The following is a 13,879-nucleotide window of genomic DNA, read 5'->3' on the forward strand; positions in this document are numbered from 1 at the left end:
CACCGTGACCACTCTGACCAAGCCCGACGAGGACGCGGCCCCCGCCGCGGGGGAAGCCTTCCTCTCGGTGCGTGACCTCAAGGTCCACTTCTCCACCGACGACGGCATCGTCAAGGCGGTGGACGGCCTCTCCTTCGGCCTGGAGCGCGGCAGGACCCTCGGCATCGTGGGCGAGTCCGGCTCCGGCAAGTCGGTGACCAACCTGGCCGTCCTGGGCCTGCACAACCGCAGGAAGACCGCCATCGAGGGGTCGATCAGGCTGGACGGTCAGGAGCTGACCGACGCCAGCGAGAAGCAGCTGGAGACGCTGCGCGGCAAGAAGATGGCGATGATCTTCCAGGACGCGCTCACCGCGCTGTCGCCGTACTACACGGTCGGCCGCCAGATCGCAGAGCCGTTCATGAAGCACACCGGCGCCTCCAAGAAGGACGCCCGGGAGCGCGCCGTCGACCTGCTGGAGAAGGTCGGCATCCCGCACCCGAAGCAGCGGGTCGACGACTACCCGCACCAGTTCTCCGGCGGTATGCGCCAGCGCGCCATGATCGCCATGTCGCTCTCCTGCAACCCCGACCTGCTCATCGCCGACGAGCCGACCACGGCGCTCGACGTGACGGTGCAGGCGCAGATCCTCGACCTGCTCAAGGACCTCCAGCAGGAGTTCGGCTCCGCGATCATCATGATCACCCACGACCTGGGCGTGGTCGCCAACATGGCCGACGACATCCTGGTGATGTACGCCGGCCGGGCCGTCGAGCGCGGCACGGTGCGCGAGGTGCTCAAGAACCCCCAGCACCCGTACACCTGGGGTCTGCTGGGGTCGATGCCGCGGCTCACCTCCGACGTGGACGAGCCGCTGATGCCGATTCCCGGCTCGCCGCCGTCGCTGCTCAACCCGCCCACGGGGTGCGCTTTCCACCCGCGGTGCGGCTTCACCGACCTGGTTTCCGGCAGCCGTTGCTCGGGTGAGCGTCCTGAGCTCGCCCCGGGGCGAGCGGCCGCCTGCCACCTGACGGTGGAACAGCGGCAGCAGGTGTTCATCGACAAGATTCAGCCCCGGCTGGGCTGAGCTGAAACCGGCGACTGGGGCATCACCATGAGCGACACAACCAAGACGACCACGGCGGTCGCCGACGAGGTCCCGCAGCAGCGGGACGGCGACGCCGCACCGCTTCTGCAGGTCAAGGGCCTGAAGAAGCACTTCCCGATCAAGGGCGGCTTCCCGATCCGGCGTACCGTCGGCGCGGTCAAGGCCGTCGACGGCGTCGATTTCGAGGTCTTCCCCGGGGAGAGCCTCGGCCTCGTCGGCGAGTCCGGCTGCGGCAAGTCGACCACCGGCCGGCTGCTGACCCGTCTGTACGAGCCCACCGAGGGCACCATCGCGTACAAGGGCCGGGACATCAGCCACGCGAGCCGGGCCAAGCTGGCGCCGATCCGGTCCGAGATCCAGATGATCTTCCAGGACCCGTACACGGCGCTGAACCCGCGCCAGACCGTGGGCACGATCATCTCGGGTCCGATGGAGATCAACGGCATCAACCCGCCCGGCGGACGCGAGAAGCGGGTCCGGGAGCTCCTGGAGATCGTCGGTCTCAACCCGGAGCACTACAACCGCTTCCCGCACGAGTTCTCCGGCGGCCAGCGCCAGCGCATCGGTGTCGCGCGTGCCGTCGCCCTGGAGCCGAAGCTGATCGTCGCCGACGAGCCGGTCTCGGCCCTCGACGTGTCGATCCAGGCCCAGGTGATCAACCTGCTGCAGAAGGTGCAGCGGGAGATGGGGATCGCGTTCGTCTTCATCGCCCACGACCTGGCGATCGTGCGGCACTTCTCGCAGCGCGTCGCGGTGATGTACCTGGGCAAGATCGTGGAGGTCGCGGACCGCGACTCGCTCTACAACCGGCCCCGGCACCCCTACACGCACGCGTTGCTGTCGGCCGTGCCCGAGGTGGACCTCGACGTGGACAAGAGGGAGCGCATCCGCCTGCAGGGCGACGTGCCCTCGCCGATCTCGCCGCCCTCCGGCTGCCGGTTCCGTACGCGGTGCTGGAAGGCACAGGACAAGTGCGCGACCGAGGAGCCGCCGCTGGTCCAGATCTCCGGCAGCAGGCCGGGGCACCTGACCGCCTGCCACTTCCCGGAGGAGCCGACCATCACGGCCCGTACCGAGGACGTCGTCATGGACCCGGCGCTCGCGGCCCTGGAGGAGGACGTCCACTCCGCCGACTCCGCCGTCGAGAAGGCCTGACGTCCGGGCCGCCGTCCGCGACGACGGCCCGGCCCGCTGACGACACCCGGCACCCGGCACCCCGTACAGGGGTGCCGGGTGCCGGTCTTCTGACGCCGCCTCGTGTCATCTCCCCCCGTCCCTCCCGTGCGGGCACCGCCGGACGGGTGCATACGGCCGACGTCGCGCCCGGACGGGCCCCGCGCATGTGCGTGATGCACTCTTTGTGACGATATTGGCGTAAAGCGTCAGTGCACCACTGCGTACGTACGAGGAGGCACTCCATGCGCGGAGCCACGCACGCCAGATGGGCCGGATGCGCGGTGGCGGCCGCCCTCGCGGCGACGGCCTGCGGGGGCGGGAACGGCGGGGGCGGCAGCGGGGACGCCGGCGCGGTGCTGAGCGCCTCCTGGGGGGACCCGCAGAACCCGTTGGAGCCGGCCAACACCAACGAGGTGCAGGGCGGCAAGGTCCTCGACATGATCTTCCGGGGTCTCAAGCGCTACCACCCGGAGACCGGCGAGGCCCAGGACATGCTCGCCGAGTCCATCGAGACCACGGACTCGCAGGACTTCACCGTCAAGGTCAAGGACGGCTGGACCTTCAGCAACGGCGAGAAGGTCACCGCCAGGTCCTTCGTGGACGCCTGGAACTACGGCGCGAGCCTGCGGAACAACCAGCGCAACGCCTACTTCTTCGGCTACATCGAGGGCTACGACCGGACCCACCCCGAGGACGGCAGCGAGCAGAGCGCCGACACACTCTCCGGGCTGGAGGTGGTCGACGAACTGACCTTCACCGTCAAGCTCACCCAGAAGTTCTCGACCTTCCCCGACACCCTCGGCTACGCCGCCTTCGCCCCGCTGCCCCGGGCCTTCTTCGACGACCACGACGCCTGGGTCGCCAAGCCGGTCGGCAACGGCCCGTACGCGGTCGACACGTACACCAGGGGTTCGCAGATGTCCCTGCGGACGTGGGAGGAGTACCCCGGTGACGACGCGGCGCAGAACGGCGGTGTCGACCTCAAGGTCTACACCGACAACAACACCGCCTACACCGACCTCATCGCCGGGAACCTCGACCTGGTGGACGACGTCCCCGCCTCCCAGCTGAGGAACGTCGAGAGCGACCTGGGCGACCGCTACCTCAACACCCCCGCCGGCATCATCCAGACCCTCGCCTTCCCGCACTACGACGGGAACTGGAACAAGCCGGGCTCGGAGAAGGTCCGCAAGGGCCTGTCCATGGCGATCGACCGCGAGCAGATCACCGACACCATCTTCGCGAAGACCCGCACCCCCGCCACCGACTGGACCTCCCCGGTCCTCGGCGAGGACGGCGGCTTCCAGGAGGGACTGTGCGGTGAGGGGTGCGAGTACCGGCCCGACGAGGCGAAGCAGCTCATCGAGGAGGGCGGCGGTCTGCCCGGCGGCAGGGTCACGATCACCTACAACGCCGACACCGGCTCCCACAAGGACTGGGTCGACGCCGTCTGCAACTCCATCAACAACGCGCTGGACAAAGAGCGCGCCTGCACCGGCAACCCGGTCGGCACCTTCGCCGACTTCCGCAACCAGATCACCCAGCAGAAGATGAGCGGCCCCTTCCGCGCCGGCTGGCAGATGGACTACCCGCTCATCCAGAACTTCCTCCAGCCGCTCTACTACACCAACGCCTCCTCCAACGACGGCAAGTGGTCCAACAACGACTTCGACGAGTTCGTCGACCGGGCCAACCAGGAGACCGACACCGCCAAGGCCATCGACCTGTTCCAGCAGGCCGAGGAGGTGGTCCGCGACAACATGGCCGCCATCCCGCTGTGGTACCAGAACGGCAGCGCGGGCTGGTCCGAGCGGCTGTCCGACGTGAAGCTCAACCCCTTCAGCGTCCCCGTGTACGACCAGATCAAGGTGAGCTGACCGGCCGTGGGACGCTACGTCGTCCGGCGGCTGCTCCAGATGATCCCGGTGTTCGCCGGGGCCACGCTGCTGATCTTCCTCATGGTGAACGTGATGGGCGACCCCATCGCCGGGCTCTGCGGCGAGCGGCGCTGCGACCCGGCGACGGCCGCCCAGCTGGAGCGGGAGTTCGGCCTCGACCAGCCCGTCTGGCAGCAGTACCTGACCTACATGGGGAACCTGTTCACCGGCGACTTCGGCACGGCGTTCAACGGCCAGGAGGTCACCGAGCTGATGGCGACCGCGTTCCCCGTCACCATCCGGCTCACGCTCATCGCGATCCTCTTCGAGATCGTCGTCGGCATCGCCCTCGGCGTGGTCACCGGACTGCGCCGGGGGCGGCCCGTCGACACCGGCGTCCTGCTGCTCACCCTCGTCGTCATCTCCGTCCCCACCTTCGTCACCGGCCTGCTGCTCCAGCTGCTGCTGGGGGTGAAGTGGGGGTGGATCAGCCCGTCGGTGTCCTCCGAGGCCCCGTTCGACGAGCTGCTCCTGCCCGGCCTGGTGCTGGCCTCCGTCTCGCTGGCCTACGTCACCCGGCTGACCCGTACCTCCATCGCCGAGAACCGGCGCTCCGACTACGTCCGCACCGCCATCGCCAAGGGGCTGCCCCGGCGCCGGGTCATCACCCGGCACCTGCTGCGCAACTCCCTCATCCCGGTGGTCACCTTCATCGGCGCGGACATCGGCTTCCTCATGGGCGGCGCGATCGTCACCGAGCGGATCTTCAACATCCACGGTGTCGGCTACCAGATCTACCAGGGCATCCTGCGGCAGAACACCCAGACCGTCGTCGGCTTCGTGACCGTCCTCGTGCTGGTCTTCCTGGTCGCCAACCTCGTCGTCGATCTTCTGTACGCTGTTCTCGACCCGAGGATCCGCTATGCCTGAACCGCACTTCGACCCCGACCGCGCCGTCGCCGGGACCGGCATGGGCGGCACCATGGACCTGGGCGTCGACGAGGCCGAGACCCTGGAGGGGGCCCCGGCCGGCCCCGACGGCACCGGCCCGCAGGACAGACCGCGCTCCCTGTGGTCCGACGCCTGGCGCGACCTGCGCCGCAACCCCGTCTTCGTCGTCTCCTCCCTGGTGATCCTCTTCCTGGTCGTCATCTCCCTGTGGCCCTCGCTGATCGCCTCCGGCAGCCCGCTCAAGTGCGACCTCGCCAAGGCCCAGGAGGGCTCGCAGGCCGGTCACCCCTTCGGCTTCAACGGGCAGGGCTGCGACGTCTACACCCGTACCGTCCACGGCGCCCGTACGTCCGTCACCGTCGGCGTCTGCGCCACGCTCGGCGTCGCGGTCCTCGGCAGCGTCCTGGGCGCGCTGGCCGGCTTCTTCGGCGGGGTGTGGGACTCGGTCCTGTCGCGGATCACCGACGTCTTCTTCGCCATCCCGGTCGTCCTCGGCGGCCTGGTGCTGCTGTCCGTCATCACCAGCACCACCGTCTGGCCCGTCATCGGCTTCATCGTGCTGCTGGGCTGGCCGCAGCTCTCCCGGATCGCCCGCGGCTCGGTCATCACCGTCAAGCAGAACGACTACGTCCAGGCCGCGCGCGCCCTCGGCGCCTCGAACTCCCGTCTGATGCTCCGGCACATCGCGCCCAACGCCGTCGCCCCGGTCATCGTCGTGGCGACCATCGCGCTCGGTACGTACATCTCGCTGGAGGCGACCCTGTCCTACCTCGGCGTCGGCCTGAAGCCGCCCAGCGTGTCCTGGGGCATCGACATCTCCGCGGCCTCGCCCTACATCCGCAACGCCCCGCACGCGCTGCTGTGGCCCTCCGGCGCCCTCGCGATCACCGTCCTGGCGTTCATCATGCTCGGCGACGCGGTGCGCGACGCCCTCGACCCGAAGCTGAGGTGAGCCGCCGCCATGCTGCTCGAAGTGCGTGACCTGCACGTGGAGTTCCACACCCGGGACGGCGTCGCCCAGGCCGTCAACGGCGTCAGCTACGGCGTCGACGCGGGGGAGACGCTCGCCGTGCTCGGCGAGTCCGGCTCCGGCAAGTCGGTGACCGCGCAGGCGGTCATGGGCATCCTCGACATGCCGCCCGGCCGCATCACCGGCGGCGAGGTCGTCTTCCAGGGGCGCGACCTCCTCACCCTGAAGGAGGAGGAGCGCCGCAGGGTGCGGGGCGCCGAGATGGCGATGATCTTCCAGGACGCGCTGTCCTCCCTCAACCCGGTGATCTCCGTGGGCGACCAGCTCGGCGAGATGTTCGTCGTCCACCGGGGCATGTCCAAGAAGGACGCGCGGGCCAGGGCCGTCGAGCTGATGGACCGGGTCCGCATCCCCGCCGCCCGGGAGCGGGCGCGGCAGTACCCGCACCAGTTCTCCGGCGGCATGCGCCAGCGCATCATGATCGCCATGGCGCTGGCCCTGGAACCGGCCCTGATCATCGCCGACGAACCGACCACCGCCCTCGACGTCACCGTCCAGGCCCAGGTCATGGAACTCCTCGCGGAACTCCAGCGCGAGTACCACATGGGGCTCATCCTCATCACCCACGACCTCGGCGTGGTCGCCGACGTCGCCGACCGGATCGCCGTCATGTACGCGGGCCGGATCGTCGAGTCGGCCCCCGTGCACGACCTCTACAAGGCCCCCGCCCACCCGTACACCCGGGGCCTGCTGGACTCCATCCCGCGCCTCGACCAGAAGGGCCGGGAGCTCTACGCCATCAAGGGACTGCCGCCCAACCTCATGCACATCCCGCCCGGCTGCGCCTTCCACCCCCGCTGCCCGATGGCCCAAGGCGTCTGCCGCACCGACGAGCCGCCGCTGTACGAGGTCTCGGGAACGCGGGGGAGCGCCTGCCACTTCTGGAGGGAGTGCCTCGATGGCTGAGCCGATCCTGGAGGTCTCCGGCCTGGTCAAGCACTACCCGCTGACCCAGGGCGTCCTGATCCGCAAGCAGGTCGGCGCCGTGAAGGCCGTCGACGGGGTCGACTTCACGCTCGGCCGGGGCGAGACCCTGGGCATCGTGGGCGAGTCGGGGTGCGGCAAGTCCACGGTCGCGAAGATGCTGGTCCACCTGGAGAGGCCGACGGCCGGCACGATCCGCTACAAGGGCGAGGACGTCACCAGGCTGTCGGGGAAGGCACTGAAGGCCGTCCGCCGCAACATCCAGATGGTGTTCCAGGACCCGTACACCTCCCTCAACCCCCGGATGACGGTGGGCGACATCATCGGGGAGCCCTTCGACATCCACCCCGAGGTGGCGCCGAAGGGCGACCGGCGGGGGCGGGTGCGGCACCTGCTGGACGTGGTCGGGCTCAACCCGGAGTACATCAACCGGTATCCGCACCAGTTCTCCGGCGGGCAGCGCCAGCGCATCGGCATCGCCCGCGGGCTGGCGCTGCGCCCCGAGGTGATCGTCGCCGACGAACCGGTCTCCGCGCTGGACGTCTCCGTCCAGGCCCAGGTCATCAACCTGATGGACCGGTTGCAGAGCGAGTTCGACCTGGCGTTCGTCTTCATCGCCCACGACCTGTCGATCGTCCGGCACATCTCCGACCGGGTCGGCGTGATGTACCTGGGCCGGATCGTCGAGATCGGCACCGACACCCAGATCTACGACCACCCGACCCACCCGTACACGCAGGCACTCCTGTCCGCCGTCCCCGTACCGGACCCGCAGGCACGGGAGCACCGCGAGCGGATCATCCTCACCGGTGACGTCCCGTCCCCCACCGACATCCCCTCCGGCTGCCGCTTCCGCACCCGCTGCTGGAAGGCGCAGGCGCGCTGCGCCGAGGAGGTGCCGCTGCTGGCGGTCCCCGAGGTCTTCCGCAGGGCCGGCGGCCCGGCGGCGCACGACTCGGCGTGCCACTTCGCGGAGGAGAAGCAGGTGGTGCCCTCGGGGGCCCCGGGGGAGCCGCCGACGGACGGCTGACGGGGACGGCCGCACCGGCCGTCCCCGTCAGCCGGTCCCCGGGGCCTGTCCGGCGGATCATGCCGAAGACGCGGGGTCCGGCACGCTCGTCTGCGGCGTTGTCGTCGGTTGCCGACTCCCCCGAGCTCTCGGCTCCGCTCGAGCAGGGAGGGCCCCATCGCGTCGGCGCCCTCCTCCGCCTTGCAGCTGAACGCACCGGACCCCACTCGCCCCAGCGGGACGGACACCGCCGATTGCCTTCGACTCGATCCGCCGGGCAGGCCCTACTCCTCCCCGTCCCTCCGGTGCCGGAGTGCGGCCACCTCCAGGCGTGGCCAGTCCGTGAGGTCGCGGAGCAGCTGCCGGTCGTGGGTCGCGACGACGACGGCGGCGCTCGTGGTGCGGAGCGCGTCGGTCAGCTCGTCGACGAGTGCCGACGACAGGTGGTTGGTCGGCTCGTCGAGCAGGACCAGTCCGGGGCGCCCGGCCAGCGCCAGCGCCAGGTCGAGGCGCCGCTGCTGTCCCTGGGACATCCGCCCGACCGGCGTGCGCAGCGCCTCGGTGTCCAGCAGTCCGAGTGCCCCGAGCGGGACGGCGTCGGCGTCGCGGAGCGTGCCGCGCGCCACCAGCCGCCCGACATGGCGGGCGTGCACCTCGCGGGCGGTGAGCCCGGGGTCCTGCGCGGCGGTCTCCTGGGTGACGCGGACGACCCGCGCCCCCTCCGCCGCCCGCACGTACCCCCGCGTGGCCTCGAGCGCGCCGGCCAGGACGGCGAGCAGCGTGGACTTCCCGGCACCGTTCGGCCCGGTGACGAGCAGCCGGTCACCGCCGTCGAGGGTGAGGTCGACGGGACCGGCCAGCCGTCCGGCGACCGCGACGCCGTGCGCCCGCAGCAGGGGCGCGCCCGGCCGCACCCCCGGGTCCGGCCAGCGCAGCGCGGACGGCGGCTCCGGCACGTCGAGGCGGTGCGCGTCCAGGGCGTCCTGCTGCCGGTTCAGGGCCTGCACCACGCCCGGTGCGCGGGACTGCCGCTGGTGCTTGCCGGTTCCCTTGTCCGGGCGCCAGCCGGTGGAAAGCCGGTCGCGCGCCGTGGACACGGCGTCCTTCAGCCGCCGGTGCTCGGCCTGCTGCTCCTGGTACTCCCGCTCCCAGCGTTCGCGCTCACGGCGCCGGGCGTCCTGCCAGGCGTCGTAGCCGCCGGCGTACAGGCGCGGCTTCCCGTCGCGGGCCGGGTCGAGGTCGAGGAAGCGGTCCGCGACGTCCCGCAGCAGCGCCCGGTCGTGGCTGACGACGGCGAGGGCGCCGTCGTGCTCGCGCAGGCGGCGGGTCAGGAAGTCCAGTCCTCCCGCGTCGAGGTGGTTGGTCGGCTCGTCGAGCAGCAGGACGTCGTGCCGCGTGCCGAGCAGGCAGGCCAGCCGGACCCGGTAGCGCTGTCCGACCGACAGCGCCGCCAGCGGACGGTCGCGGTCGGTGCAGGCGCCGAGGGAGCCGAGGGCGACGTCGACGCGGCGCTGCGCGTCCCACGCGTCGAGCCGGGTGGCGGCGTCGAGCGCGGCGGCGTAGCGGTCGTCGGCGGCGGGACCGCCGCCCTCGGCCAGGGCGAGGGCGGCCTCGTCCAGCGCGCGGAGGGCCGCGAGGGACGGGGCCAGCGCCTCGCGGGTCAGGGTGCCGACGGTCTCGCCGTCCCGCGCGGACAGCTCCTGGCGGGCCAGGCCGACGGTGCCGGCCCGGTGCACGGTGCCCTCGTCGGGCGCGATCAGCCCGGCCAGGACGTGCAGCAGGGCCGTCTTGCCCCGGCCGTTCTCGCCGACGAGGGCGATCCGCGACCGGGCGGAGACGGTGACCGTGACGTCGTTCAGGACACGCCGCGCCCCGCGGGTGAGGGTGACGCCCTCGGCACGGAGGTGCGCGCTGCCGCCCGCCGCGGCGGGCGGGGACATGACTTCGGGGGTGGCGACGCCGGCAGGGGTGGTCGAAGGGGTGAGGTTCAACGGATGCTCCGCAGCTCGCAGGGGAGCCGGGGGACAGCAGAAGGCGGCCGCCCGGCGGGAACCGGAACGGCGAGCGCAATGTCAACAGGGAGAAGGCGCCGCCGTCAGCGGCGGGACCGAACCTTCTGCGACCAGATACCTCGTGCCATGCCATCCACCGTAACAAGGGCGCCGCCGCCGCTCCTCCGGTTTTCCGGGCGGCCGGGGAAGCCGGGGCGGCTGGACAGCCGGGCGGCCGGGCAGTGCGACGGGCCGGGGCGACATGGCGCGCCCCGGCCCGTTTACGGCACCCGCACGGCCGTACGCGCAGCAGCCTCGCGTGTCCGTATATCGGTACCGCTTCCCCGGAGTTGCCTCCGTGTTAACGGAATTCAGCCTCCGGAGCGGCGGACGCGGACGAGGTTTCGGGGGAGCCGGTGTCCGTGCCGCCGGTGGCTCCTCCCCCCGGCCGTCCGTGGACGTGCGTCGCGCAAGGGTCGTCCGCGCGGCGGTGGTTGGGCCACCGGGGGAGTCACGGAGGCCGCCGCCTTGGCTAACCTGCACGGGTGACCACCGACCTGACCCTGCTGCCGCGTGTCGCCTATCGCGGACGGGAGGTCACCGCGCCCCGGCTCCGCGGCCTCCTCGCGCTGCTCGCGGGCGACCTGCGCACGGGCTGCAGCACCGAGCGGCTCGTGGCGGGCCTGTGGCCGGAGGAGTTGCCGGAGCGGCCGGGAAAGGCGGTGCAGGTCCTCGTGTCCAGGGCGCGGGCGCAGCTGGGCTCCGACGTCCTCGTGAGCACGCCGACCGGATACCGGCTCGCCCTCGCCGAGGACCAGGTCGACAGCTCCTCCCTGCTGCTGCACGCCGCCGCGAGCGCGGAGCGGGCCAGGGCCGGGGACCACGCGGGCTCGCTGGCCGCGGCCGAGGCCGGGCTCGCGCTGTGGGAGGGCGCCCCTGACGGGGCCGGCGACGCCGACGACCCCGTAGCCGCGCTGCGCACCGAGCGCGCCCCCGTTCGCGGCACGCTTCTCCGCGCGAAGGCGCTCGCGCTCGCCCGCCTCGGGCGGCACGCGGAGGCGGCCGGGCCGCTGGCCGTGGCCGCCGCGGAGCGTCCGCGCGACGAGGAGGTGCTCGCCGAGCTGCTGCGCGGCGAGGCGGCGACGGCGGGCCCGTCCGCCGCGCTGACGCGGTACGAGGCGTACCGCCGTGAGCTGCGCGACGAACTCGGCACGGATCCCGGCGCCGGGCTCAAGGCCGTACAGCGGGAGCTGCTGCGCGGCGAGGCGCCCGTGGTCCGGCACGGCGTGCCGCACGAGCCGAATCCGCTGCTGGGACGGGACGAGGACATCGCGGCGGTGCAGCGGCTGCTGGGCGCCTTCCGCGCCGTCACCGTCGTCGGTCCCGGTGGCCTCGGCAAGACCCGGCTCGCGCACGCCGTCAGCCGCCGGGCCGAGCAGCGCGTGGTGTATGTCGTGCCGCTCGCCGGCGTCACCGCGGACGCGGACGTGGCCGCGGAGGTGGCCTCCGCGCTCGGCGCGGGCGAGGGGCGGCCCGGCGCCATGAGCGGCCACGCCCCGGCCGACCCGGTGGCCGGCATCCTCGGTGCGCTCGGCTCCGGTCCCGCCCTGCTGGTCCTCGACAACTGCGAGCAGGTCGTCCGGGGCGCCGCCGACCTCGTACAGGCCCTGGTCTCGTCCTCGGAGGACCTGCGGGTGCTCGCCACCAGCCGGGCCCCGCTCGGCCTCACCTCGGAAGCGGTGTACGCGCTGCCGGAGCTCGGGCCCGAGACCTCGGTCGAGCTGTTCACGCAGCGGGCCCGGGCCGCCCGGCCCGGTGTGGAGCTGCCGCCGGACGCGGTGGCCGGGCTGTGCCGCCACCTCGACGGGCTGCCGCTCGCCGTGGAGCTGGCCGCGGCGCGGGTGCGGGTCCTCTCGGTGCCGGAGATCGCCCGCCGCCTCGGAGACCGGTTCGCGCTGCTGCGCAGCGGGGCGCGGGACGCACCGGAGCGGCACCGCACGCTGCACGCGGTCGTGGAGTGGAGCTGGAACCTGCTCGCGGAGGACGCCAGGGCGGCGCTGCGCACGCTGTCCGTCTTCCCCGGCGGCTTCCCGGGCGAAGCGGCGGAGCGGGTGCTGGGCGAGGACGCGCTGGCGCTGCTGGAGCAGCTGGCCGGCCAGTCCCTGCTGACCGTCGTCGACACCCCGGTCGGTGTGCGGTTCCGGATGCTGGAGACCGTACGGGAGTTCAGTGCGGCCCGGCGCGCGGAGGCGGGCGAGGACGAGGAGGCCGTCGGCCGGTTCCTCGCCTGGGCGCGGGACTTCGGGGTCGCGCACCACGACTGGCTCTTCGGCTCGCAGCCTTCACCGGCTTCCCGGCTCCGCCCGGACGGCGGAGACCTCGTTGCCGCCAGGGAGCGGATCAGGGCCGAGCAGGACAATCTCGTGCAGGCCCTGCGGCACGCCCTCGCCCGCACGGACGGCCCCACCATCGCCGCCCTCACCGCCGCCCTCGCCGCCCTGTGGTCCACGGACTCCCACTACCTCCGCCTCGTCGCCCTCGCCGAGGACACCGGACCGCCGCTGTCGCACTACCACCCCGAGCCCGAGTACGTCGAAGTCGCCCGCGCCGCAGCGGTGTTGTGCACGGTGAGCCTGTTCATGGGCTACGGCCCGCACGTCGTACGCCAGCTCGTCACCCTCCGGCGGCTGCCCCCGGCCCCGCCGGACACCCTGCTGCGCGCCGTCGCGGCAGTGCTGAGCGCGGTCCCCGAGATGCTGCCCCCCGACTACGACGTGCTGCACAAGCTCTGCGACAGCGGGCAGCCGCTGCTCGCCGGCGTCGCCGAGTACGTCGCCACCTATGTCTGGGAGTCGGAGCACGACATCGACCGCGCGCTCACCTCGGCCCGCCGGACCCTCTCCGCGCTGGCGCCGGTCGACAACCCGTTCCTGCAGGTCATGGGACACACCCGGCTGAGCCAGCTGTGCTTGCAGACGGAGCAGGGCGAGGCCGCGTACGGGCATCTCAAGGCGGCGCTCGAGGCGCTGCCGCGGCTCGGCGACGAGCACGACACCATCGGCGTCCGCTGGGGCCTCGTCCTCGCCTGTCTGCAGCGCGGTGACCCCGACGAGGCCGAGTACTGGCTGCGGCAGGCGGAGGAGATCGGCATCCAGCAGAAGGGCGACCCCGGCAACACCGACCCCGGGGGCCGGGCCGAGATCGCTCTCGCCCGCGGACTGACGGAGGTCGGGCTCGGCCTGTGGCGCAGCGCCGTGGAGGGGGTGGCCGAGGCCGGCCCGATGCACAGCGGCGATCCCTTCCTCGACCGGTGGGCGTTGAAGACCCAGTCGGTGGCGGTGACCGCACACGCGCATGCCGGCCGCCTCGAGCTGGTCGCGGAGCCTCTCGAGCGGCTGCGGCAGGGGCTGCTGACGATGCTCTCCGGCCCGGCCGGCTCGTCCATGGACCTCCCTGTGATCGGGACGGTGCTGCACGCCCTCGGCATGGCGGGACTCGCCTCCGGCGACGCCTCGGCCGTACGGATGATGGCGCTGGCCGAACGGCTGCGGGTGCTGCGCGACTACCAGCCGACGATGTCGGCGGACCGCGCCCGCAAGGCGGTCGGGGCCGCCGGGAAGGCCGCCGGGGCGGCGTACGCCGACGCGGTGTCGGAGTTCGCCGCCCTGGAGCGGGACGAGTTGCGGGAGGCGGCCCGTGCTGTCGTGGCGGTTACTTCGGGTCGCGGTTGAACAGCGCCGTCGACCAGCGGTGGCCGAGGACGGACAGGCCGACGCACCAGGCGATCGCGATCCAGCCGTTGTTGCCGATCTCGGTGCCGAGCAGCAGTCCGCG

At 72.3% G+C, this 13,879-nt stretch carries 9 protein-coding genes and 1 pseudogene; 8 read left to right on the forward strand and 2 right to left on the reverse strand.

Annotation, left to right across the window (positions count from 1 at the left end):
- Positions 1-4: 4 nt before the first annotated feature.
- From ORI94_RS25365 to ORI94_RS25395, 7 genes are all read left to right on the forward strand, one after another.
- Positions 5-1,066 carry an ABC transporter ATP-binding protein gene (locus tag ORI94_RS25365; protein ID WP_266079679.1) on the forward strand — a complete coding sequence of 354 codons (1,062 nt, stop codon included), beginning with the start codon at positions 5-7 and terminating at the stop codon, positions 1,064-1,066.
- A 27-nt stretch (positions 1,067-1,093) separates the two neighbouring features.
- Positions 1,094-2,242 (forward strand): ABC transporter ATP-binding protein, encoded by a 1,149-nt coding sequence (locus tag ORI94_RS25370; RefSeq protein ID WP_266079681.1) that lies wholly within the window; start codon positions 1,094-1,096, stop codon positions 2,240-2,242.
- 263 nt (positions 2,243-2,505) lie between these two features.
- Entirely contained in the window at positions 2,506-4,140 is a 1,635-nt protein-coding gene (locus ORI94_RS25375) for a peptide ABC transporter substrate-binding protein (protein WP_266079683.1), read from the forward strand.
- Between the two features lie 6 nt (positions 4,141-4,146).
- Positions 4,147-5,070 carry an ABC transporter permease gene (locus ORI94_RS25380; RefSeq protein WP_266079685.1) on the forward strand — a complete coding sequence of 308 codons (924 nt, stop codon included), beginning with the start codon at positions 4,147-4,149 and terminating at the stop codon, positions 5,068-5,070.
- Entirely contained in the window at positions 5,063-6,043 is a 981-nt protein-coding gene (locus ORI94_RS25385; protein WP_266079687.1) for an ABC transporter permease, read from the forward strand. Before ORI94_RS25380 ends, ORI94_RS25385 begins: the two co-directional genes overlap by 8 nt.
- Positions 6,044-6,052: 9 nt before the next feature.
- Positions 6,053-7,027 carry an ABC transporter ATP-binding protein gene (locus ORI94_RS25390; protein ID WP_266079689.1) on the forward strand — a complete coding sequence of 325 codons (975 nt, stop codon included), beginning with the start codon at positions 6,053-6,055 and terminating at the stop codon, positions 7,025-7,027.
- Positions 7,020-8,075, forward strand: coding sequence for an ABC transporter ATP-binding protein (locus ORI94_RS25395; protein ID WP_266079691.1), 1,056 nt, complete (start codon positions 7,020-7,022; stop codon positions 8,073-8,075). The genes ORI94_RS25390 and ORI94_RS25395 overlap by 8 nt, the downstream gene beginning before the upstream one ends.
- Positions 8,076-8,338: 263 nt before the next feature.
- Here ORI94_RS25395 and ORI94_RS25400 read toward each other — a convergent pair whose 3' ends face one another.
- Positions 8,339-10,045 carry an ABC-F family ATP-binding cassette domain-containing protein gene (locus tag ORI94_RS25400; RefSeq protein WP_266079693.1) on the reverse strand — a complete coding sequence of 569 codons (1,707 nt, stop codon included), beginning with the start codon at positions 10,043-10,045 and terminating at the stop codon, positions 8,339-8,341.
- 545 nt (positions 10,046-10,590) lie between these two features.
- On the opposite strand from ORI94_RS25400, the gene ORI94_RS25405 reads away from it, so the two are divergent.
- Positions 10,591-13,776 (forward strand): ATP-binding protein, encoded by a 3,186-nt coding sequence (locus ORI94_RS25405; RefSeq protein ID WP_266079695.1) that lies wholly within the window; start codon positions 10,591-10,593, stop codon positions 13,774-13,776.
- Here the strand turns inward: ORI94_RS25405 and ORI94_RS25410 are convergent.
- Positions 13,757-13,879 (reverse strand): annotated as a pseudogene (locus ORI94_RS25410) (ABC transporter permease); the annotation flags it as partial. The gene ORI94_RS25405 and the pseudogene ORI94_RS25410 overlap by 20 nt on opposite strands.

This window comes from Streptomyces sp. NEAU-W12 (assembly GCF_026242095.1).
Lineage (GTDB): Bacteria > Actinomycetota > Actinomycetes > Streptomycetales > Streptomycetaceae > Streptomyces.

What these genes read in the sequence shown, in the direction of transcription:
- ORI94_RS25375 (WP_266079683.1), top strand. Translation starts at nt 2,506, where the DNA reads ATGCGCGGAGCCACGCACGCCAGATGGGCCGGATGCGCGGTGGCGGCC.
- ORI94_RS25390 (WP_266079689.1), top strand. Translation starts at nt 6,053, where the DNA reads ATGCTGCTCGAAGTGCGTGACCTGCACGTGGAGTTCCACACCCGGGAC.
- ORI94_RS25370 (WP_266079681.1), top strand. Translation starts at nt 1,094, where the DNA reads ATGAGCGACACAACCAAGACGACCACGGCGGTCGCCGACGAGGTCCCG.
- ORI94_RS25395 (WP_266079691.1), top strand. Translation starts at nt 7,020, where the DNA reads ATGGCTGAGCCGATCCTGGAGGTCTCCGGCCTGGTCAAGCACTACCCG.
- ORI94_RS25385 (WP_266079687.1), top strand. Translation starts at nt 5,063, where the DNA reads ATGCCTGAACCGCACTTCGACCCCGACCGCGCCGTCGCCGGGACCGGC.